Below are 21,252 nucleotides of genomic sequence, written 5' to 3' on the forward strand. Positions count from 1 at the left end.
CAGGTAAGGACATGGCAGGCGAACGAGCATGCCTGGCGTGACTTCACACGATGCGCGCATGCCGGAAGTCACAGCTGCAAGTTTTTCCGGCTGAATGTGTACCAAACTGTCATATGCGCGAGACAACCGATAGATAGGGTGCACGTTACATTCCCTGTCCTTGCCGGGTTCGACCACGGATAGTCAGTGCATGAACGAAATCATTACTTCCGCGTTACGCACTGCGACACCGTATCGTCGTCATAGATTGGATGATCATGCTGCGTCCACGACGCGAGCCGATCGGTTCTGGCTGCTGGCACTCGTGGCGCTGAGTTTGATAGCGCGTTTGTTCCGCATCGATCATCAAACCCTGTGGCTTGACGAGGTCTTGACGCTGCAACGCATTCACCTCGACCTGGGCGGTCTGGTTGCTGACAGCTTTAGCAATCGGCACATGCCCACTTATTTCCTGCTGTTGCGGTTGCTGTCGTGGTTCTTTGGTCCGGGCGATGCCTGGGTGCGCATTCCGTCCGCGCTGTTCGGTGCCATGTCGGTAGGCATGGTGTACGTCATTGCATCCCGCATCGGCAGCCGCAACGCGGGTATCGTCGGCGGCTTGCTGATGGCGCTGTCACCGCTGCAAGTGCAGTACGGACAGGAGGCGCGCTCCTATACGTTGGTCACTCTGCTGGTCACGGTCGCGCTATGGGGGTTGCTGCGGCTTGCGCAGAACCCACCACGTGCGGCCCTCGACATGCGCCGCGTAGATGCCGAACGCATGGGATGGGCCACCTACGTGCTTGGTACCATTGCGGCCTTGGACGTGCTTGGCGATGCCGCGCCTTGGTTGATGGCTTCCAATCTTTCCTTGTGGCTGATCTGGCGCAGCCTTGCACCATTTTCGGAAACGCGCGTCACGTTCGGTCGTTATTGGCTGTGGAGCAATGCGGCGATCATCGCTTGCACCGTACCGTTTTATGCGGCGGTCTTCGCATTCAGTGACGGCCACATGCTGCAGAAATTCGATTGGATTCCACCGCTGAGCTGGCAGCACACGTGGGTGGTGGCGGGCAGCGTTTATCTGATGCGCATGCTGGCGGTGATCAAGTTCGATCTGATGCATACCGCGGTGCCGTTGCTTGGCACGCTGGTGGCATTGGCCGGATGCGCCGGCATGTTTCGTATGCACAAGCGGCTGGAGGGGCGCGTGTTGTTGCTGAGCATGCTGGTGCTGCCGCTGCTCATACTGAGTGTTTCCTTGTTCAAATCGATGCTCTTGCCACGCTATGTGCTGTGGAGTGCGGCGCCATTCTTCGTGCTGGCGGGCCTGGGTGCGGACCTGCTGCCACGTCGTATCTTGTTCATGGCTACTGCGCTGCTAGTCCTGCTGGGCGTAGTGAACCTGGGACCGGTCTATCGCATGGAAACCAAGCCGCGCTGGGATATGGCGGCGGCCACACTAACGGCCAACGTGCGGCCTGGCGATACCGTGTTCACCGCCGATCCCAATGCACCCACCATGCTTTCATCACTGAAGCCGAAGGGTGAGCTGCCGCTCGATGCGACCGCCATGGTGACGTCGCAACTCGACGAAGCCCTGGCTCGCTGGCGGCAAGGTAGCCGTGTATGGGCAGTCAGTGGACGATCGGCACTCGGTCAGCGCGAAGACCTGATGGATTTCAAAAATCGCATCGGTGCGCTGGGTACGCCGGTAGTGGAAATTCCGCAAGGCAAGGAAATCACCATACTGATGTTTCCGGCGCCCGACGAAGGCGAAGCGAACTAAGGTTGCGTAGGCTGGGATGAAATCCCAGCATCTGGTGTTGACATACGAAGCTTGGATTTCATCAGCGGTATTGCTGATGGCACTGCTGGCAAACCTGATCCACCGGCTTGAGTGCTGCGGCCAGGGCAGGGCAATCCGCGGGTGCCGACTGGGCGGCCGTCTGCAAGGCGGTGTGCAATTTGCCGGCCAGATCCTTGAAGGGCTGCGGCGCATCCGGAAAGGCGGCGGGGATATCCGTGGCGATCATTTGCATGTGCTGCAGCTGATCGAGGTTCGCCGTCGCGTCGCAGTGCTGGCCTTTCACCGCCTGCTGCAGCTGGTGGCGATGAAAGCCCATGGTCACCATCAATGCCTCCGGAAATGGGTTGCGCTCGCTCAACGCGCGCATGGCAAACACGGTGCCGAGGATGCCGATAACCAGACCCAGCACGATCAAAAGCGCTGTGCGCATTGCTTGTCCTCTCCGAAGGTATGGGCTCCGCAGGATACCTGAACTGCCTTTATCGTCCCTTAGGCCGGTTAAAATAAGCCGGTCCTTTTGAGCCAGGTATCAGCGTGAATCCTTGCGTTCCTGACACGGCAGCCGGTGGTTGCCCATGAGCGGTGCATATCCCTCCGAGCGCTTCGATGGCGTTGAGCGTCTGTACGGCACGGGCAGCGTGGCGAAGCTGGCACAAAAACATGTTTGCGTGATCGGCATCGGCGGTGTCGGTTCCTGGGCCGCCGAAGCATTGGCGCGCAGTGGCGTCGGCAGGCTCACCCTGATCGATGCAGACGAAGTGTGCGTGTCCAATACCAACCGCCAGTTGCACGCGTTGGACGGCGAGTACGGCAAGCCGAAGGTGGGCGTGATCGCCGCGCGCGCGCATGCCATCAATCCCGCCATCCGCCTGGAAGCGATCGAACGGTTTCTTACACCCGCGACGCTGGATGAATTGCTGGATCGCGGCTACGACGCCGTGCTGGATGCCTGCGATACGTTCCGCGTGAAGCTGGAGGCGATTGCCTGGTGCCGACGCCGCAAGCTGCCGATGGTGACGGTAGGTTCCGCAGGCGGACGCACGGATCCCACGCAGATTCGTGTGCGCGATCTGTCGCGCACCGAACACGATGCGATGTTCAGCCTGATTCGCAAAAAACTTCGGCAAGATTTCGGCTTCCCCCGTAATCCAGATCGCTATTTCGGTGTATCGGCGGTGTATTCGCTGCAGAACGTGCAGTATCCGCAGCCGGATGGCACGGTATGCGGTACGCGTCCGCCGGGTGGCGATTCTTTGAATCTTGCCTGCGGTGGCGGTTTGGGGGCAGCGACGCATGTCACCGGTGCGTTCGCGTTTGCGGCGGTGGGGAAGGTGATGGAGAAACTGTTGGAGAAAGCCTGAAAAAACCGTCCAGGATTTTTCGAGCTTGTCTTAAGCCGCGTCGATCAGGCGAAAGCCGGTGCCTGGTGACTTTGAGGATCTAAAAAATCGCTGGGTCCCGGCTTTCGCCGGGACGGCGATTCACGGCTTTTTTGGAGAGTCCAGGGGACGAAGGCAACACCGATGAGTTCCGGGCATGGCGCAAGGCAGTGCATGCACCGCGGAAGTAGTGGTGGTTATCCGTGCATTGCTTGCGTAAGGATGGCCAGCCCTTCCTCCAGCACGGTATCTTCGATGGTCAGCGGGAACAGGAAGCGGATCACGTTGCCGTAAGCGCCGCATGTCAACAGCAGCAGTCCGCAGGCCTGTGCGCGCTGCTGCACTTGCTTGGCAAACGCAGGATCGGGCTGCCCGTTGGCTTGCATGAATTCCACGGCCACCATGGCACCGGGGCCACGGATATCCGCAATCTGGGGCACGTGCTCGCGCAGCTTTTGCAAGTGTTGCTTCAGGTACAGGCCGAGGCGTTCGGCGCGAGTACAAAGCTGCTCTTCTTCGATCACGTCGAGCACGGCATGTGCGGCGGCAATCGCCAGTGGGTTGCCGGCATAGGTGCCACCGAGGCCGCCAGGAGCGGGAGCGTCCATGATCTCCGCGCGACCGATCACACCCGACAGTGGCATGCCGCCAGCAAGGCTCTTGGCCACCGTCATCAGGTCCGGCAGCACGTCGTAATACTCCATGGCGAACAGCTTGCCGGTGCGGGCGAAGCCGGTCTGTACTTCATCGGCGATCAGCAGGATGCCGTGCTGGTCACAGATATCCCGCAGTGCTTGCATGAATTCCAATGGTGCTTGATAGAAGCCACCTTCGCCCTGTACGGGTTCCAGGATGATCGCGGCGACTTGCCTGGCATCGATGTCCGCCTTGAAGAGCTGGTCGATGGCGCGCAGCGAATCGGCCGCGCTCACGCCGTGCAGCGGCACCGGCGCCGGTACATGGAACACGCTGCCGGGGAAGGGGCCGAAGCCGGACTTGTAGGGAGTGACCTTGCCGGTGAGCGCCATCCCCATGAAGGTACGGCCATGGAAACCACCGCTCAGCGCAATGACACCAGGACGGCCCGTAGCGCAGCGCGCGATCTTGATGGCGTTTTCCACCGCTTCCGCACCCGTGGTGAAGAACGCGGTTTTCTTGGCATGCGCGCCCGGCGCCAGGCGATTCAGGCGTTCGGCCAGCGCCACCGAGCTTTCATATGGCACCACCTGGTAGGCCGTATGGGTGAAGCAGTTCAACTGCGCTTCGATCGCCTTTAGAACGCGTGGATGACGATGGCCCACATTGAGTACGGCAATGCCCGAGCCGAAGTCGATATAACGGCGGCCTTCCACATCCCACAATTCGGCGTTGCGCGCGTGCTGGGCGTAAATGGGAAAGCCGATACCTACGCCACGCGGGGCCGCGGCTGCGCGGCGTGCGTCGATATCGGCGTTGCTGGCTGACGCGGATGTGTCTTGAGTGTTTCGTTTTTGCTGGCTGGCTTGGGGCATGAGAAGGTCTCGACGGGGGAGGGGCGTAGATGAGTGGCGGAGGATCAGGTGCCGTCCATGCGGTAGCCCGGGTGGGCGTGCGCTGCGCTGCGCGCACGTTCGACCTGCATCATGTCCAGCACGACATCGAGCACGGCTTCGTGCTCGTTGGAGGCGAGTGCGAGGGTTTCGCCGAATGGATCGGCGGCATGACTTTCACCGCTGAATTGGTATTGCTCGCCCGCGCCGACGCGATTGGCCATCACGATGAATACCTGGTTGTCCAGTGCACGCACCGGCACGGCGTGACGATGCATGGGACCATAGGGATGCATCAGGCCATCGACCAGCACAATCAGTTCCGCGCCATGGCGTGCGAGCTTGTAGGACGGTGCGGGGAATTCGATATCGAAACAAATCAGCAGGCCGACCTGGATGCCGTGCCACGTGCACACGGGAAATGCCGTGCCGGCTTCGAAGACGCCTTTGTCCGAGTCATACAGGCAGGACTTACGATAGTGAAGCAGCACACTGCCGTCGGTATCGATCAGTACTACGCTATTGAAATAGTGGCCATCGCCAACTTCGGCGAAGCCGATCGCCACGCTTACTTCAGCGTTGCGCGCCGCTATGCGTACGGCCGAGATGGATGAACCATCCAGCGGCTCGGCGAGCTTTTGCACGGTATCGATCGTGGGAAAACCACTTATGCAGGTTTCCGGAAACACCATCAGGTCGGTCTTGCCCGCACTTGCTGCGATCATGTCCAAGACCTTGGCAAGATTGCCTGCCACATCGCCATCGACCAGTGCGGGTTGAATCAAGCGAATGCGTGGCGCTTTCATGGTGCGTGTTCCTTTGAGGCAAAACCGTCAAGCTCAATGCGGCGGATGACTTCTTCCTCGGCGTGCAGATCGAGGGAAAGCGCCAGCAGCAGGTAGACAACGCCAGCCACCACCAGCCCAACCAGCCACGCGATGTCGACGCCTTCCAGTTTGCGTGCGAAATAGCCGACGAAAATTTCCTGCTGGCCGCTCGCATCGGCGATGTAGAAGAACGGAACCATGGCGACAAAGCCAATCAGGTAGGCGGCAATGCCGCGCATCTGCCAAGCGCCGTAGATGCCGCGCGGCGTGAAGAAATGCGGGATGGCGTAACGTCCCTTGCGTACGAAGAAGTAGTCGACCAGGTTGACCGCGGTCCAAGGCACCAGGAAATACAGCAAAAGGAGCAGAAAGGTATGCAAAAGCGCAATGGCATTGCCCTTGATCGACAAGGTGCAAGCGAGCAGCACGATGCTGATGGCACCAATAGCCATGACGCGATGGCGACTTGTGGGCTGGATGCGTTTGATGGAGTCCACGCCGGTCAGCACGGTCAGCATGGCGCTATAGGTGTTGAGCGAGATGATCGGCAGAAAGCCCAGCACCGAGACAACGACCACGACGTTACCGAAACCGGGAAAGAGCGTATCGCCTACCTGGTTCAGTGAAGCCAGGGCGTCGCTGACGTGCAATCGCTCCGCGAGCCATGCGCCAAGTCCGATCATCCAGGCGCCGGACAGCGAGGCGCCCAGGAAGATGGTGGCGATCAGCTTCTTCGGGCAAGTGTGCTTGGGCAGGTAACGCGAATAATCGGATACATAGGGCGCGTAGGAGATGTTGTAGCCGGCGGCGATCGCGAACTGAGTAAGGAAAGCGATGCCCTTGAAGCCAAGGGCCGGTTCCGAGGCTGGCCCAGCAGAATTGCTGCCGAACATCAGCGCCAGAGTAACGATGACGTACAACGGCAGCGTGGCCATCAGGGTCCAGCTGAATACCCTGTGCATCAGGTCGTGGCCATAGATCGACAGCAATGCCCCGGTCACAACCGCCATCGTGGCTACGATCTTTGGATCAAAGCCGAACACGCTCTTCAAACCTTCCATGATCAGCGTGACGTTTACGACGTTGAAGCCCACGAATACGAACAACGTGGCGAGTAGCGCAAGGATCACGCCGCGATAGCCGAACTGCGCACGCGACTGGATCATTTGCGGAAGGCCCATTTGCGGTCCTTGTGAACCGTGGAAGGCCATGAAGATGGTGCCGAACATGATGCCGAGCGCGCCAGCCAGGGTCGTCCATGGGGCGGACAGGCCCATGCTTGGACCGACGAAACCGATGGAGATGGTGAAGAAATGAAAATTGCCCAGAAACCAGAATGGTCCCTGGCTGCCAAGCCGCGCGTGCCGCTCGTTTTCCGGTACGTAATCGATCGAACGGCTTTCTATCTGTGCAACGGTGGAGTGGTTCATGGGCACATCCTTGGCGCAGGTCCGGCAGGGTTGGGTTTCAGTCGCGCCGTGGCACGCCAGGCATGACACACAGCAATTCGTAGGCGAGATTCGCTGCAAGCAAGGCGGTATTGCCATGCGGGTCGTAGGGTGGTGAGACTTCCACCACGTCAGCGCCGACTAGATCCAGACCCCACGCACCACGAATCACTTCCAGCGTTTGCGGCACGGTCAAGCCTGCGATTTCAGGCGTCCCGGTACCCGGGGCGTAGGCCGGGTCTATGCCATCGATATCCAGCGTGAAATAGACCGGGCCACCACCCACCTTCTCGCGAACTTGCTCCATGAGCGGCTCCAGCGAGCGACCCCAACACTCTTCCGCCTGCACCACGCGAAAGCCTTGGTTGCGGCACCAATCGAAATCTTCGGCGGTATAGCCAGTGCCACGCAGACCGATCTGCACGACGCGCGTGGGATCGACCAGATGCTCTTCAACCGCACGGCGAAAGGTCGTGCCGTGTGCGATCTTTTCGCCGAACATCAGGTCATTGACGTCTGCATGGGCATCGATGTGGATCAATCCGATTGGGCCGTGGTGTTTGCGCAAGGCGCGGAGAATGGGAAGCGTGATCGTATGATCTCCGCCAAGCGCGATCGGTCGGCAGCTTGCTTCGGCGATATGGTGGAACGCCCGTTCGATGCGTGAGACAGCATCCGAAAGGTTGTAGGGATTGACTGCAACGTCACCCAGGTCCGCGACGCGAAGTGCATCGAAGGGCGCGGCGCGCGTGGCCATGTTGTAAGGCCGCAACAGCACGGATTCGCAGCGTATCTGGCGCGGCCCGAAACGTGTGCCGGAACGGTTGGACGTTCCCTGATCCAGTGGAACACCAATGAAGCCGATATCCAGTTTTGAAGGGTCGCTCACTTCGGGCAGTCGCATCATGGTGGCGATGCCACCGAAGCGTGGCATGTCGTTGCCACCGAGCGGTTGGTACAAGTGATCAGACATCGTTGCGCTCCTGCGGCTTCGTCGACGGTTCGGCACACATTCAGCGCGGTCATGCACGGAACGTGTTCCTTGTCCCTGATCCTATGGCGGCATTACGGTCGCTTCCATCGCCAATGCAATGTATTTACATTGATGGCGATCGATGTATCAAAGGACTGAAAACATGCTTGGCAATGTGTCCGATCTGGATTTGAGACTTATCCGAGTTTTTATCGCGATCGTGGATGCGGGCGGCCTGTCAGCTGCTCAATCCACACTCAACGTTGGTCAATCCACCTTGAGCAGTCAGCTCGTTACGCTGGAAACACGCCTCGGCTTCCGCCTGTGTCGGCGCGGACGTGCAGGTTTTTGCTTGACGGCAAAAGGGGAGCGCTTCGCGCAGCTGGCGCGCGATCTATTGGCGGCGGTTGGTGAGTTCAGCACGCAGGCGCGTCATCTGGATCGCAAATTGGTCGGCACGCTGCACGTTGGGCTGATCGGCCATGTCTCGATCGATATGAACGTGCGTATCGCACAAGCCATTGCCCGCTTTCGGGAAAGAGACGAAGCCGTGCAGTTCAATTTCTTTGTGCGTTCACCCGAAGAGCTGGAATCGCAGTTGCTCAGTGGACAATTGCAGCTGGCGGTCGGCTACTTCTGGCACCGCTTGGCCGCGCTGCAATACATGCCGCTGTTCGCAGAGCGACAGCGGGCCTATTGCGGCCGCGGGCATCCGTTGTTTGATGGTACCGACGAGGTGATGGCGGAGGCGTTGGAAGACTATGAATGGACCTGGCGCAGTTATCCGTTGCCTGAAGCGAGTAGGTTGCTGCCGTCATCCGCGATCACGGCGGTCACCGATGATATGGAGGCCGCCGCCGTGCTGATCCTTTCGGGTCGTCACCTGGGCTATCTGCCCGAACACGTTGCTGCGCCTTATCTTGCGGCGGGCTTGCTATCACCGGTAAGCGCCAAAATGATGCAATACGACGTGCAGTTCCATGTCGCGACGCGCAAGCGTGAAAGTCTGGATGACGTTGTCGCGGCGTTTCTGGAGGATTTGTTGCAGGTACCTCGCGTGTCGAAGCATGATGTTTGATGCGATCGATGTCACATAAGACAGGGTGCCTTTGACGTAGTTTTCGCAGCGTCGTTTCTACGATTGTCAACAAAGAGTGTTCATCGTGTCGCGAGTCCCTTTGCGACAGTGGAAGCCGAGTCGAGTTGTTGCCGGCCGGCAAGCTGAGGATGTAAGTCCTGCCAGCGTCAAGAAAGCAAGCGTGACATAGAGGTTTCGATTAGCCAGCGGCGTCCAGGCAGGATGGCTTGTGTGCGTGGTAAAGGCGATCCGACACGAAACGGGTTCGGATCAAGACATGCTTCATCATCTCAGGAGAGAGCTCATGTCATCGATTCCTTCGCGCAATCGGCATACCCCCAAGAAACGGGGCTTGGCAGATCTGGTCACAGCGTTAATTCCCGATTTTCCGTTTGATTACGGTGCATTTCTCAAAGCGGTGGAAGATGGAAACAAAGCGTCGTTGTTTTCGCTTCCGGAAGCGGAAAAGAGCAAGAGAGTCCTTGTGGTAGGGGCTGGTGCGGCAGGGGCGGTGGCCGCGTACGAACTGCTGCGGATGGGGCTCAAGCCCGTTTTAGTGGAGGCTTCCGATCGCTACGGCGGTCGCATGCATGCTCACCATTTGGGCGAAGGCGCGCAGGAGGTCATCGCAGAACTGGGATGCATGCGTTTTCCCGCTTCAGGAAGAGCAGCCAAGCATTACTTTACAAAACTTGGCATGTGGGAGAACGGAGAGGATTTTCCAAACCCCGGCAGCGAAGCGGCGGGAAGCACGGTCGTCGACTATCAAGGAAGGCAGGTTTATTACGAGGCCGGAAGCGATGACTATCCTATTCCCTCAGAGTATGTCCAGCTCGAGGAAGAGATGTTCGGCGAAGATGGCTTTCTCAATCGGAAGCCGACGAATCTCTACGAAATGTGGGATTGCATGACGGGGGAGATCGATCCAGTTAAGCAAGAGACAATAAAACAAATATGGAACGACTTGCTGACGAAGGAGAAATGGGATGACATCAGCTTCTACGAAGCACTGACCCGAATTTCTGGGTGGGGGCCAGACAAGATCAATCTCTTCGGACAGATCGGTTTTGGGACAGGCGGATGGAATACGGACTATCCCAATTGCATTCTCGAAGTGATGCGGGTGCTTTACACCAGCCTGGACGTCGATCATCGGTTGATGCGTGATGGTACTTCTACTTTGCCGCGTATGCTCATTATGAGTACGCCCGAGCAATTGGGGGATTATTCGGATCCGGCGACTGCAGACAAGAGCGTACAAGATACAAGTCGGGAAATTCTGCGGCAATATTTTGGCGATTCAGACGATTTGACAAACAAGGAAGTCAGGCATGTCAGTCGGAATCTCATTACTGGCAAGCTGGATGCACTTGTTCACGACACCCGCCCAGGCGCTGCCGTGGATAACGCCAGAATGGCGTTCGATGCGGTCATCTACACACCGCACGTGCGCATCCTGGATAAATTTCGACACTACGGTACGCCATCGGAATACCGGCAAAGTACCGTGCTGCTCAGTCAGCAGCTGTGGGAGGCGATCGAGTACACGCATTACATGCAATCATCGAAGATTTTCATGGCTACGAACAATCCGTTCTGGAAGGAACGTCTTCCTCCTGGCGGCGAGAATGATCCGCTCGGTAGGTATCCTATGAGCGTAACCTTGTCAGACCGTCTGACCCGCGGTACTTATCTGGTCAATTACGAAAACAATCAGAACACGAGCGGGGCCAAGGGCTGCGGTATTTTCCTCTCCTACACTTGGAACGACGATTCGTTGAAGTTTCTTGGCGATCGCAATATGCCCGCAGCGCTGCTGACACACGCGAACATGTGCCGCACCGTATTGCAGGATATCTACAGAAACATCAACCCCAATCTCAATTTGGCCGATCGTCTTGCCGACGGTGGTGACGTAGAAGCGGAGATCAATTGGGAAAACGATCCGCTTTATCTAGGCGCTTTCAAGATGAATCTGCCCGGACAATATGAGTATCAGCGGCGCTTGTTCTCGCAATTTATGGCAGGCGTGAATGACGACGGCGTTCTGCAGCCAGGCTATGACGGCCCAGCTGGCTTTGTGCTGGCGGGCGATGACATATCCTGGGTGGCTGGGTGGGTTGAGGGTGCGATTACGTCGGCGGTCAATGCAGTGAACAAAATCGCCGTGCTGTTTGGCGGGGGCGATTGGCCCGATGGCAAGCAGTTCGAGGGACCGATTACGCAATGGAAAGAGCTTAAACCCATTGAGCTGCCTAGTCCTAAAGTGGATGCTCGTAAGCAACCCCATCCATCCACTCGGCCTGAGCCCAGCGAGGCGCTTTAACCAAGGCTCCAAAAATAGCGAGCGGCCGAGTGCTGGATGCCTGCGATGCCTTCGGTGTCAAACTGGAGGCGATTGCCTGATGTCGACGCCGCAAGCTGCCGATGGTGGCGATAGGTTCCGCTGGCGCGCGCACCGATCCCACGCAAATCCACGTGCGCGATCTCTCGCGCACGGAGCACGATGCCATGTCTAGCTTGATACGCAAAAAGCTTCGCCAGGATTTCGGCTTTCCACGTCACCCGGATCGCTACTAAAGACAAGCTTCATCTTCCAAGGAGAGAGACAGATGGCTTACATCAAAATAGACAATCGTGACCCTCGCTACGCCACCCTGCAGAAAGGGTTCAATTTGCGTTGGCCCCATAACAATCTTGAGGGGCGAGCTTCTCCCTATGGCGCGACTTTCATCTATATATGCTCGACGGAGCTTGACATTATCGAGGCCGCAAAAGATGCGCTTGCGGTGGAACATGGGCGCATAACCGTACGAAGTGGCGGCCACTGCTACGAAGGTTTCGTCTCCAATCGCATGCCGGGTGATCACAATGAAGTTCTGTCCATTCTCGACATCGGCCTGATGACTGGCATGGACTATAAGGAAGATGGGGGTGTTGCTTCTCCTATTTTCGGGAATCTGCCATTTAGCTACAAATTCCGTGTTGCCGCCGGTAACCAGAATTGGAACGGTTATCTTGCCCTTTACAAAGAAACCGGCAAAACCATCCCGGGTGGGTCCTGCTACTCAGTTGGAGCTGGTGGACATATTTGTGGGGGAGGGTATGGTTTTCTATCCCGCATGCACGGGCTTACATGCGACTGGCTTGCCGGCGTGGACATATTGGTTCCGGAGGAGAGCGGGAAGGGACTGAGGGCAGTGCATGTTTCACGTGAGAGTACGGAGCAAGACGGGCTCGACCTATTCGCTGCATGTTGTGGAGCCGGTGGTGGGCAGTTCGGGATCATTACGAGCTATTACTTCAAGGATCTGCCCGAGGCTCCGCGGGAAGTTCTTTGGCTGCCCTTGGAGTTTCAGCTAGCCGACAAAGCTTCGCTCGGCAATGTGTTGAGGGCTTACTACCAGTGGTTTGATGAAAAGCAGACCGCACAGGATACCTGGGGTTTGGCCACCAAGCTTGAGTTACGGCACTTCAATTCATACCTTGGGCATCCATTATGTCGACCGGCATGGAGGGGTGAATAACCAGGAACCGTTCGAGGATTTCGTCCAAACTATGCTGGATGTGATTCCTAATGCTCGGGAGTTGCTGACGCCACCTGAGGTTTATCACATCCCGCGTGGTATCGATCCTGCGGGACGCCGCATCAACAGCATCCAAGATGCGCTGAAAATTACCAGGACCATGGATTGGCTACCTTTCACCCAACTGGTGAATGGTTCTGGCCCCAATCAACGCGGACGATACAAATCGGCTTACCAGAAGGGCAATTTCACTGAGACCGTCATTGATGGTATCTGGGCCGCGCTCACGAGCGACGATCCTGAAAACTACCAGACCCAAAGCCTCATACAGATCCAGTCCTACGGCGGACAAATCAATGAGGCAAATGACGATATTATGCAAAACAGCTCCGTCGCTCAAAGGTCATCAGTGCTGAAATGGCAGCCGCAGACCTACTGGACGGAGCCGGATGAAAAAACAGATAGGGAACACGCCCGATGGATACGCAATCTGTTTTTGCAAGCGTTTGCTGAGTCCGATGGTATTCCGTTGGATAGCAACTTTGAGGGGTGTTATTTGAACTATCCCGATCTCGATATGACTTACAATCGTGGTCTGCCAGACGAAGGAAAGAACCCGTACTGGCGAAAAATCTATTTTCCTGATGACAAAATCGAAACGAGGTTGAGGAACACCAAGCGGCACTGGGATCCTCTAAACGTCTTCAGAAACGAAATGTCTGTACCGCTTACGGATCCGAAGGCCACTAAATCAGCATAGTGAACGTTTCGCTCTCACCTGTTGAAGGGGCATGACAGTGCCCTGCCAGCAGCTGACGTTACGCATCCAGGCGCTCGACCTTTCCAACCAGCAGCACATATGACAGGGTGCCAAGCACTGCCATCGCAGCGATATAAGTGATGGCTCTCGAAAAATCCGCGCCAGTCACGAGAAAACCGATCACCAGCGGCGTGACGACTGCCGCCAGATTGCCGATCAGGTTGAACACGCCACCCGTCAGTCCGATAAGCCGCGCAGGGGCAAGCCCGGATACGAGCGACCAGGTAATGGATGCGAAACCATTCCCGAAAAACGCGATGGACATGAAGACAATGACCCACTCCGTCGACTGTGCGTAGTTGGCGCCGATGATGGACGCCGAGATCAGCAAGCCCGCGATAATCGGCAGCTTGCGTGCCGAGCCTTGCGAAACGCCTTTGCGGATCAGCCAGTCCGACAGCAGCCCTGAGCTCAATACGCCAATGAAAGCAGCCAGGAACGGCAGCGACGCCAGAAAGCCAGACTTGATGAAGTCCATGCCGCGATACTTCACCAGATAGGTGGGAAACCAGGTGAGAAAGAACCAAAGCGTCGAATTGACGGCAAACTGGCCGATATAAATTCCCCAAAGTTTGCGTCGGCCCAGGACAAATCCGAGATCGCGCCATGAAGATGTGCGGTTCGCCTCTGCGGCAGGTTTGGTATCGCCAATATCGACCAGGCCGCCGCCGTTGCGGATGACTTCGATCTCCGCTTCATTGACGCCAGGAAATGCGCGCGGCTCGCGATAGATGGCGTACCACAGCACGCCCCAGACAATACCTGCCAGGCCGGTGGCGACGAATACCATGTGCCAGCCTATCGCCGTCAGCAGCCATGCCAATACGGGCGTAAGGAAAGCGAGGCCAACAAATTGGCCCGATGTGTAGAAGCCGATCGCCGTAGCGCGTTCGCGGTTCGGAAACCACGCCGTTACGACACGGTTGTTGATCGGATAGGCCGGCGCTTCCAGCGCGCCCACTGCAAGACGAAGCACGAACAGCGCAACGAATGACCCGGCAAATCCGAGAAATACGGTGGCGGCAGACCACAGGATAAGTGCGACGGCATAGAGCACTCGCGGAGAAACGCGGTCGACCAGCCAGCCACCTGGAATCTGCATGAGCGCATAGGTCCAGCCGAACGCCGAGAACACCAGCCCTGCATGCACTGGGTCGATATCCAACTCGCGGAATAATTCCGGTGCGGCGATCGAGAGATTGCTGCGGTCAAGATAGTTGATTACGACCGTTACAAACAGCAGCGCCATGATCACGAAGCGCTTTCGGGTTGGCACCATCGTGCCTGCTGCCGCGGCGGATGGCGAGGATGTTGATGGTGAAACAGGCTGTGCCGATGATGTGCGTTTGTCCATGAGTGCTGTCCTTGTCGCTATTGACCGGTCGGTGACCGTGGCGCGTGAGCGGCTTTTTTCTATATCCCGCTGTTGCAGTGACGTCAATATGGGGATGCACCATTTGTCGCGTTGCATGTGCTGTGCATGATTTTCTTGAAGACCTGCATTGGCTGAGATGGGACGACGATTAGTACGAATAAGCCAGCGCAGTCGTACTTATCTTTCGTCTCGTTTTTTGCGCGCGCAGCGGTCTCTGCCGCAAAGCAGCACTGCAACGATAAATCTCCTACATCCAGTGATGGGCAAATCTGACTGTAGCATCCTGCTTGGTGCGGCAACGATGACGCTTTGATTTTTTATTGCCAGGTTGGCCGCAAGCCATAGCAAGAGACGTGCATGGGTGCGGCAGCCAATACGTTTGGACACGTTGCGCACGGGACACAAGGATGAAAGTGGATCGCTCAGAATTTCATATCAAGGCAGCTTGTATCGCCATCGTATTTTCATTCGCAGGGATGGTGCCGAAAGCATCGGCGGAGGTCGCGTTTCATCCCTCTGAAAAAACGTCGATCTCGCTTTATGGTGTGCTCGACATGGCAAAGGCTTATTCGAGCAATCAAGGTGGTCGCTCAAATATCTATACCAGCCAGGGCAGCCTGACCGCCAACAGGATTGGTTTGCTCGGGAGCGCGGACCTAAGCGCTGATACGCAGGTGATGGTCCGGCTTGAAAGCGGCTTCGATGCCATAACCGGAAAGTTCGGCACACCCGGCTATCTGTTCAACCGCCAGGCATTTGTCAGCGTAAAGAACGAACGATACGGCACGCTTAACCTTGGCCGCCAATACACGCCGTACTTCCACTACACCGGAGCGCTCGGCCTGGCACCGGCGCTCACTGCTGCCACCGGGGCTCATCCCGGCGACGTCGATGCTATGGACGCAACATTGCGCTTGAACAACTCGCTTACTTACACGTTACCCAAGTTCGGTGGCTGGCAAGCAGGTGTGCAATACGGCATGAAAGGTGCCACTGGCCATCTTTCGCGAGGGAGTACGTTGAGCGCGGCCGTGCGTTATGACTATCAAGCATTTTCCTGGTCAGCCGGATACATCGGCCTCAGCAACATTCCGGAGCGCAAGGCGATTGCCACGTATGCCAATAACGCCCCGATCAACCGTGGTTACAATTCCGCGGATAGCTCGCGGATCCTTGCTACGGCGGCGCGCTATACGTTTGACAAGCAGATGGTTGGCCTTAGTTATTCGAATGTTCAATACCGACCCGACGCGGCGACGTCGCTTTTCAGGGAAACGGCGGTGTTCCACACGGTGGGTCTCATTTCCACTTACGCATTGACGCCGTCGTTAACGTTGGCCGGCGGGTATAGCTATACCGCTGAAGAAGCACGCAATGGCGTACGCGACCCGGCGCGCTACCATCAATTTTCCACCGGTCAACTGTATATGTTGTCCAAATACGTCGCGTTCTATGCCGTGCAGGGGTATCAAACGGCCGGCGGCAAGACCCTGGGCATGGTCAATGGCATGAGCGCCATCGTCGATGCGGTGGCGTCGGTCGGCGATTCGCAAAACGGCACGCCATCTTCCATGCCGCATCAGTTCGTAGCCATGTTTGGCGTGCGCTTCACCCTTTGAGCGACGGGAGGCCTTGGCCTCCCGTCCATGTGGATGGATCACCACCCCATGTAATGCCCGCCATTGATCGCCAGGTTCGCACCGGTGATCCAGCTGGCATCTTCGGTCGTAAAGAACGCCACGGCATGCGCGATTTCTTCCGGCTTGCCCAGACGGCCCACGGGAATCTGCGCCACGATCTTCTCGCGGACTTCTTCCGGCACAGCCATCACCATATCGGTGGCCACATAGCCGGGCGACACGGTGTTGACGGTGATGCCGAAGCGCGCATTTTCCTGCGCCAGCGAAATGGTGAAGCCGTGCATGCCGGCCTTCGCGGCCGCGTAGTTGGCCTGGCCGTACTGGCCCTTCTGGCCATTGATGGAGCTGATCTGCACGATGCGGCCCCACTTGCGGGTACGCATGTCCTCGATCACCGGGCGGGTGACGTTGAAGCAGGCGTTGAGGTTGGTGTTCACCACGTCCATCCACTGCTGGTAGGTCATCTTGTGGAAGGTGGTGTCGCGGGTGATGCCGGCGTTGTTGACCAGGATATCCACCGGGCCGACCTTGTGGTGAATGGCATTGATCATGTTTTCGCACGAAACCGGATCGGCGACGTCGCCCTGCACCAGGGTGACTTCAATGCCGTCCTGCTTCATGGCTTTGTGCCAAGCCTCGGCTTTGGTTTCGTCGCGGTAGTTCGTGACAACTTTGTGTCCCTGCTTGGCCAGGTAGCGCACGATTGCGGTACCAATGCCGCCAGTGCCGCCTGTGACGAGAGCCGTACGCTGGGTCATGCCTGTTCTCCTTGTAATGTCTGCGTAATGAAGTACCGCGCAACGCGCGCGAACCCGCTGAGGTTATACGCAGACATCATGAAGGCATAGCAGTTCTTGACGGCACGCCGAAGCTGCGCATCGGTTCGTTATACAAGGTTAAGCGGCGCGATGATCGCTGCATTGCGTCAATCGACGCGGATCGAAATGCTTGAGCGCTGCGTCCAGCAAATCGGATGGATGGATGGCTGTTTCCTCAGGCGTGACGCCCAGAAACGCGAGCGCGCGGCGCAGGCCTGGCATCGGGTCGGCGGGATCGACCTCGCGCGAGCGTTCCGACTTCGACAATTTGCGACCCTCGCCGTCCAGCACCAATGGCAGATGCAGGTAACGCGGCGTCGGCAAACCCAGGCAGCGCTGCAGCCAGATCTGTCGCGGCGTGGAATCGAGCAGATCGTTGCCGCGTACCACCTGGGTGATGCCTTGCCAGGCATCGTCGACCACACAAGCCAGCTGATAGGAATAGAAACCTTCCACGCGGCGGATCACGAAGTCGCCCACGCTTTCACGCAACTGCTGCTGCTGCGGACCCTGCAACTCGTCGACGAAGCGGATCGTTTCGTTCGGTACACGGGCGCGCCAGGCCGACTCACGCTGTGGATCGGGCGGAGCGATGCAGCGGCCGTCGCGGTGAGTGCCTCCCGCTGCCGCCAGGTCGCTGCGGCTACACCAGCAGGGGAAGACGAGGCCCGCCCGCCGTAGTTGCTCGAACGCGGCTTCATAGGCGGGGATGCGGGAGGACTGATAGACGACAGGTTCGTCCGCCTCCAGGCCGAACGCAGGCAAGGCGGCGAGGATGGCCGTCGCTGAGCCGGGCATCTCGCGCGGTGGATCGATGTCTTCCATCCGCACCAGCCACTGTCCCCCCGCATGGCGCGCGCACAGCCAGCTCCCGACTGCGGCAACCAGGGAGCCTGCGTGCAAGAGACCGGTGGGGGAGGGGGCGAAGCGTCCGCGATAGCTCATCGCGCCATTCTACGTAAGCTGACCGGGATGTCGGCGGCGGTGATACTTGATCAGTGTTGCCTTAACTCTTGAAAAACGGAGGTTTAGCCAGAATCTCTGGCGCTGGTTACCATCCAACATTCGGAAGAACACTTTAGGGACGACTATGCGCCGTATCGCACTTTTCCTCCTTACCAATATCGCGGTCCTGCTGCTGCTCAGCATCGTCTGCCACCTGTTCGGCATCGATCAGTGGGCAGCCATGCGTGGCTACGGCGGAATGGGCGGGTTGCTCGCCTACGCTGCGGTCTTCGGCATGGGGGGCGCGTTCATTTCGCTGGCCATGTCCAAGTGGATGGCCAAGATGACTACTGGCGCACGGGTCATTGAGCAGCCACAGAACGAGGCTGAGCGCTGGCTGGTCGACACGGTGGGCCACCACGCGCAGAACGCCGGCATCGGCATGCCCGAAGTGGCGATCTACGATGCGCCGGAAATGAACGCCTTCGCCACCGGCATGAGCAAGAACCACGCGCTGGTCGCGGTGAGTACGGGGCTTCTGCAGCAGATGGATCGCGAGCAAGTTGCGGCCGTGCTGGGTCACGAGATCGGCCACGTCGCCAACGGCGACATGGTTACGCTCACCTTGATCCAGGGCGTACTCAATACGCTGGTGATCGTCGCCGCGCGCATCGTCGGCCGCCTGGTCGACAGCTGGCTTTCCGGTGGCCGCGACAATCGTGAAGGCACCGGCATCGGCTACTTCGTCTCGGTGATGGTGCTGCAGCTGGTGTTCGGCCTGTTCGCTTCCATGATCGTGATGGCCTTTTCGCGCTGGCGCGAATTCCGTGCCGATGCCGCCGGCGCCAAGCTGGCCGGCCGTGGGGCAATGATCTCCGCGTTGCAACGCCTGCAGCTCAACCATGGCGAAAGCACCCTGCCCAAGACGATGGCCGCCTTCGGCATTTCCGGTCCATTGGCGCAGGGGCTGCAGCGCTTGTTCATGAGCCATCCGCCGCTGGATGAGCGCATCGCAGCGTTGCAGAAGCAGATGATGTAATGGGTTTTCTCCCCTCCCCGCCAGGGGAGGGGGCAGGGTGAGGGGCGAATCTCGCGACACCGCCGGATTCAGAGCGTCGCTTCGTTGAAGTCTGGGGGTAAATCGTTCTTCCTCACCCACTGCTCTCCTTGGGAGAGTTATTTTGTTTTTCCTTTTTAACCTGACCAACCTTCAACGACACCATGACCACGACCGCCGAAACCCGCAAATTCGAAGCCGAAGTCGCTCAGGTGCTGCACCTGGTGACGCACTCGTTGTACTCGCACAAGGAAATCTTCCTGCGCGAGCTGATCTCCAATGCATCCGATGCCTGCGACAAGCTCCGTTTCGAATCCATCGGCAAGCCTGAGCTGCTCTCCGGCGATGCCGAGCTGCATATCGACGTAAGCTGGGATGCCGACAAGCGCACCGTCACCGTGCGCGACAACGGCGTCGGCATGAGCCGCGACGAAATCGTCGCCAACCTGGGCACCATCGCCAGCTCCGGCACGCGCCGTTTCCTGGAAGCGATGAGCACGGAACAAAAAGGCGATGCGCGCCTGATCGGTCAGTTCGGCGTGGGCTTCTATTCGTCCTTCGTGGTGGCCGACAAGGTCACCGTGCTCAGTCGCCGTGCAGGCCTGCCCGCCAACGAAGGCGTGAAGTGGGAGAGCGACGGCAAGGGCGAATACGCGCTGGAGCAGATCGAACTGCCCGAACGCGGCACGGCAATCGTGCTGCATTTAAAGGCTGACGAGGATGATTTTCTTAAGCGCTGGGAGCTGCGCTCGCTGATTACGCGCTACTCCGACCATGTCGCATTCCCGATCCGCCTGCCGGTGGAAAAGGATGACAAGCCCACCGACGAGTGGGAAACCGTGAATGCCGCGTCGGCGCTATGGACCAAGCCCAAGAGCGAGATCAGCGACGAGGAGTACCAGAATTTCTATAAGTCGCTTGGCCACGATTTCAACGATGCGCTGGCCTGGACGCACAACCGCGTCGAAGGCAACCAGAGTTATATCACGCTGCTTTATCTCCCCTCGCAGCCGCCGTTCGAGCTGATGATGGGCGGCCGCGATGAGCGCAAGGGTTTGAAGCTCTATATCAAGCGCGTCTTCATCATGGATGCGGCCGAGCAACTGCTGCCCAACTACCTGCGCTTCGTGCGCGGCGTGGTCGATGCGGATGATCTGCCGCTCAACGTGAGCCGCGAAATCCTGCAGCAGAATCGCCAGCTGGAGCGCATCAAGGCCGCCTGCGTGAAGCGCGTGCTGGACCTGATCGAAAAGCTCGCCAAGGATGAGCCGGAAAAATTCATCGCTTTCTACAAGGCGTTCGGCAATACGCTCAAGGAAGGCATCGTAGAAGACCACGCCAACCGCGAGCGCATCGCCAAGCTGCTGCGCTTTGCCTCCACCAAGGGCGAAGGCAGCACGCAGAACGTGTCGCTGGACGATTACATCAGCCGCATGCCGGTCAGCCAGGACACCATCTGGTACATCACCGCCGACAGCCACGCCGCAGCCTCCGGCAGCCCGCAACTGGAAGCGTTCAGGGCCAAGGATGTCGAAGTGCTGCTGATGTCCGATCGCATCGACGAATGGATGCTGGGCAGTTTGAACGAGTACAGCGGCAAGAAGCTGCGCAACGTCGCCAAGGGCGAGTTGCCGCTGGATGAGGAAGCGAAGAAGCAGCAGGAAGAAGCAAGCAAGGCGGCCGAGCCGTTGTTGAAGAAGCTGAAGGATCTGCTCGGCGATCGCGTGGGCGACGTGAAAGTATCCGCGCGCCTCACCGATTCCCCATCATGCCTGGCCCTGTCCGACTACGAAATGGCACCGCATTTGGCGCGCCTGTTGCGCGAAGCTGGTCACGACATGCCTTCCAGCAAGCCGACGCTGGAGATCAATCCGCAGCATGCCTTGCTCAAGCGAGTGGAAAGCGAAAGCGACGACGGTAAGGCGAAGGATCTGGCCAATCTGCTGCTGGAACAGGCGGAGATCGCGGCGGGTGCGCCGTTGGCTGATCCGTCGGCGTTCGTGCAGCGTTTGAATCGGGTGTTGTTGGGTTGATTGATGATGCGCTC

General features: G+C 58.3%; 17 protein-coding genes and 1 pseudogene. 10 read left to right on the forward strand and 8 right to left on the reverse strand.

What is annotated here, in order from left to right; translation table 11 throughout:
• The first annotated feature begins 190 nt into the window (after positions 1-190).
• Entirely contained in the window at positions 191-1,768 is a 1,578-nt protein-coding gene (locus VJR68_RS19435; protein ID WP_324150326.1) for a glycosyltransferase family 39 protein, read from the forward strand.
• A 61-nt stretch (positions 1,769-1,829) separates the two neighbouring features.
• Here VJR68_RS19435 and VJR68_RS19440 read toward each other — a convergent pair whose 3' ends face one another.
• Complete coding sequence (locus tag VJR68_RS19440) at positions 1,830-2,219, reverse strand: cytochrome C (protein ID WP_324150328.1); 390 nt, start codon at positions 2,217-2,219, stop codon at positions 1,830-1,832.
• Positions 2,220-2,364: 145 nt separating this feature from the next.
• On the opposite strand from VJR68_RS19440, the gene VJR68_RS19445 reads away from it, so the two are divergent.
• Positions 2,365-3,150 carry a tRNA threonylcarbamoyladenosine dehydratase gene (locus VJR68_RS19445; protein ID WP_324150329.1) on the forward strand — a complete coding sequence of 262 codons (786 nt, stop codon included), beginning with the start codon at positions 2,365-2,367 and terminating at the stop codon, positions 3,148-3,150.
• Positions 3,151-3,365: 215 nt separating this feature from the next.
• Here VJR68_RS19445 and gabT read toward each other — a convergent pair whose 3' ends face one another.
• The 4 genes from gabT to speB are packed head-to-tail and all read right to left on the reverse strand — an operon-like array spanning position 3,366 to position 7,945.
• A complete protein-coding gene (gene gabT, locus VJR68_RS19450; RefSeq protein WP_324150331.1) occupies positions 3,366-4,679 on the reverse strand; it encodes a 4-aminobutyrate--2-oxoglutarate transaminase in 1,314 nt (437 codons plus the stop codon).
• Between the two features lie 44 nt (positions 4,680-4,723).
• Positions 4,724-5,503, reverse strand: a complete 780-nt coding sequence (locus VJR68_RS19455; RefSeq protein WP_324150333.1) for a carbon-nitrogen hydrolase family protein — start codon at positions 5,501-5,503, stop codon at positions 4,724-4,726.
• Entirely contained in the window at positions 5,500-6,954 is a 1,455-nt protein-coding gene (locus tag VJR68_RS19460; RefSeq protein ID WP_324150335.1) for a purine-cytosine permease family protein, read from the reverse strand. The genes VJR68_RS19455 and VJR68_RS19460 overlap by 4 nt, the downstream gene beginning before the upstream one ends.
• Positions 6,955-6,991: 37 nt before the next feature.
• Positions 6,992-7,945 (reverse strand): agmatinase, encoded by a 954-nt coding sequence (gene speB, locus VJR68_RS19465; protein ID WP_324150337.1) that lies wholly within the window; start codon positions 7,943-7,945, stop codon positions 6,992-6,994.
• Positions 7,946-8,108: 163 nt separating this feature from the next.
• Between speB and VJR68_RS19470 the strand changes: the two genes are divergently transcribed.
• The 5 genes and pseudogenes from VJR68_RS19470 to VJR68_RS19490 all read left to right on the forward strand — a co-directional run bounded on the left by VJR68_RS19470 (position 8,109) and on the right by VJR68_RS19490 (position 13,310).
• Entirely contained in the window at positions 8,109-9,023 is a 915-nt protein-coding gene (locus tag VJR68_RS19470) for a LysR family transcriptional regulator (RefSeq protein WP_324150339.1), read from the forward strand.
• Positions 9,024-9,327: 304 nt separating this feature from the next.
• Entirely contained in the window at positions 9,328-11,349 is a 2,022-nt protein-coding gene (locus VJR68_RS19475) for a flavin monoamine oxidase family protein (protein WP_324150341.1), read from the forward strand.
• A 29-nt stretch (positions 11,350-11,378) separates the two neighbouring features.
• Positions 11,379-11,600, forward strand: a pseudogene (locus tag VJR68_RS19480) (tRNA threonylcarbamoyladenosine dehydratase); the annotation flags it as partial.
• Positions 11,601-11,635: 35 nt separating this feature from the next.
• Positions 11,636-12,550 (forward strand): hypothetical protein, encoded by a 915-nt coding sequence (locus tag VJR68_RS19485; RefSeq protein ID WP_324150342.1) that lies wholly within the window; start codon positions 11,636-11,638, stop codon positions 12,548-12,550.
• Complete coding sequence (locus tag VJR68_RS19490) at positions 12,543-13,310, forward strand: BBE domain-containing protein (RefSeq protein ID WP_324150344.1); 768 nt, start codon at positions 12,543-12,545, stop codon at positions 13,308-13,310. Before VJR68_RS19485 ends, VJR68_RS19490 begins: the two co-directional genes overlap by 8 nt.
• A 58-nt stretch (positions 13,311-13,368) precedes the next feature.
• Here the strand turns inward: VJR68_RS19490 and VJR68_RS19495 are convergent, their stop codons facing one another.
• Positions 13,369-14,724: an MFS transporter gene (locus VJR68_RS19495; protein WP_324150345.1), complete on the reverse strand. Its 1,356-nt coding sequence runs from the start codon at positions 14,722-14,724 to the stop codon at positions 13,369-13,371.
• Positions 14,725-15,152: 428 nt separating this feature from the next.
• Here VJR68_RS19495 and VJR68_RS19500 point away from each other — a divergent pair, with 428 nt between their 5' ends.
• Positions 15,153-16,364, forward strand: coding sequence for a porin (locus tag VJR68_RS19500; RefSeq protein ID WP_324150347.1), 1,212 nt, complete (start codon positions 15,153-15,155; stop codon positions 16,362-16,364).
• A gap of 38 nt (positions 16,365-16,402) precedes the next feature.
• Here VJR68_RS19500 and phbB read toward each other — a convergent pair whose 3' ends face one another.
• Together phbB and gluQRS are read right to left on the reverse strand one after the other, a co-directional pair.
• Positions 16,403-17,143, reverse strand: coding sequence for an acetoacetyl-CoA reductase (gene phbB, locus VJR68_RS19505; protein ID WP_324150349.1), 741 nt, complete (start codon positions 17,141-17,143; stop codon positions 16,403-16,405).
• Between the two features lie 138 nt (positions 17,144-17,281).
• A complete protein-coding gene (gene gluQRS / locus VJR68_RS19510; protein WP_324150350.1) occupies positions 17,282-18,148 on the reverse strand; it encodes a tRNA glutamyl-Q(34) synthetase GluQRS in 867 nt (288 codons plus the stop codon).
• A 145-nt stretch (positions 18,149-18,293) separates the two neighbouring features.
• Between gluQRS and htpX the strand changes: the two genes are divergently transcribed.
• Together htpX and htpG are read left to right on the forward strand one after the other, a co-directional pair.
• Positions 18,294-19,187 (forward strand): protease HtpX, encoded by an 894-nt coding sequence (gene htpX, locus VJR68_RS19515; protein ID WP_324150352.1) that lies wholly within the window; start codon positions 18,294-18,296, stop codon positions 19,185-19,187.
• A gap of 182 nt (positions 19,188-19,369) precedes the next feature.
• Positions 19,370-21,238, forward strand: a complete 1,869-nt coding sequence (htpG, locus tag VJR68_RS19520; RefSeq protein ID WP_324150354.1) for a molecular chaperone HtpG — start codon at positions 19,370-19,372, stop codon at positions 21,236-21,238.
• Positions 21,239-21,252: the final 14 nt, after the last annotated feature.

The organism is Dyella sp. (assembly GCF_035277725.1).
In the GTDB taxonomy this organism is placed as follows: Bacteria; Pseudomonadota; Gammaproteobacteria; order Xanthomonadales; family Rhodanobacteraceae; genus Dyella_B.

Bases quoted from the DNA above. Each gene is read 5' to 3' on its own strand.
- VJR68_RS19435 (WP_324150326.1), top strand. From the start codon at position 191: ATGAACGAAATCATTACTTCCGCGTTACGCACTGCGACACCGTATCGT.
- VJR68_RS19440 (WP_324150328.1), bottom strand. From the start codon at position 2,219: ATGCGCACAGCGCTTTTGATCGTGCTGGGTCTGGTTATCGGCATCCTC.
- VJR68_RS19445 (WP_324150329.1), top strand. From the start codon at position 2,365: ATGAGCGGTGCATATCCCTCCGAGCGCTTCGATGGCGTTGAGCGTCTG.
- gabT (WP_324150331.1), bottom strand. From the start codon at position 4,679: ATGCCCCAAGCCAGCCAGCAAAAACGAAACACTCAAGACACATCCGCG.
- VJR68_RS19455 (WP_324150333.1), bottom strand. From the start codon at position 5,503: ATGAAAGCGCCACGCATTCGCTTGATTCAACCCGCACTGGTCGATGGC.
- VJR68_RS19460 (WP_324150335.1), bottom strand. From the start codon at position 6,954: ATGAACCACTCCACCGTTGCACAGATAGAAAGCCGTTCGATCGATTAC.
- speB (WP_324150337.1), bottom strand. From the start codon at position 7,945: ATGTCTGATCACTTGTACCAACCGCTCGGTGGCAACGACATGCCACGC.
- VJR68_RS19470 (WP_324150339.1), top strand. From the start codon at position 8,109: ATGCTTGGCAATGTGTCCGATCTGGATTTGAGACTTATCCGAGTTTTT.
- VJR68_RS19475 (WP_324150341.1), top strand. From the start codon at position 9,328: ATGTCATCGATTCCTTCGCGCAATCGGCATACCCCCAAGAAACGGGGC.
- VJR68_RS19485 (WP_324150342.1), top strand. From the start codon at position 11,636: ATGGCTTACATCAAAATAGACAATCGTGACCCTCGCTACGCCACCCTG.
- VJR68_RS19495 (WP_324150345.1), bottom strand. From the start codon at position 14,724: ATGGACAAACGCACATCATCGGCACAGCCTGTTTCACCATCAACATCC.
- VJR68_RS19500 (WP_324150347.1), top strand. From the start codon at position 15,153: ATGAAAGTGGATCGCTCAGAATTTCATATCAAGGCAGCTTGTATCGCC.
- phbB (WP_324150349.1), bottom strand. From the start codon at position 17,143: ATGACCCAGCGTACGGCTCTCGTCACAGGCGGCACTGGCGGCATTGGT.
- gluQRS (WP_324150350.1), bottom strand. From the start codon at position 18,148: ATGAGCTATCGCGGACGCTTCGCCCCCTCCCCCACCGGTCTCTTGCAC.
- htpX (WP_324150352.1), top strand. From the start codon at position 18,294: ATGCGCCGTATCGCACTTTTCCTCCTTACCAATATCGCGGTCCTGCTG.
- htpG (WP_324150354.1), top strand. From the start codon at position 19,370: ATGACCACGACCGCCGAAACCCGCAAATTCGAAGCCGAAGTCGCTCAG.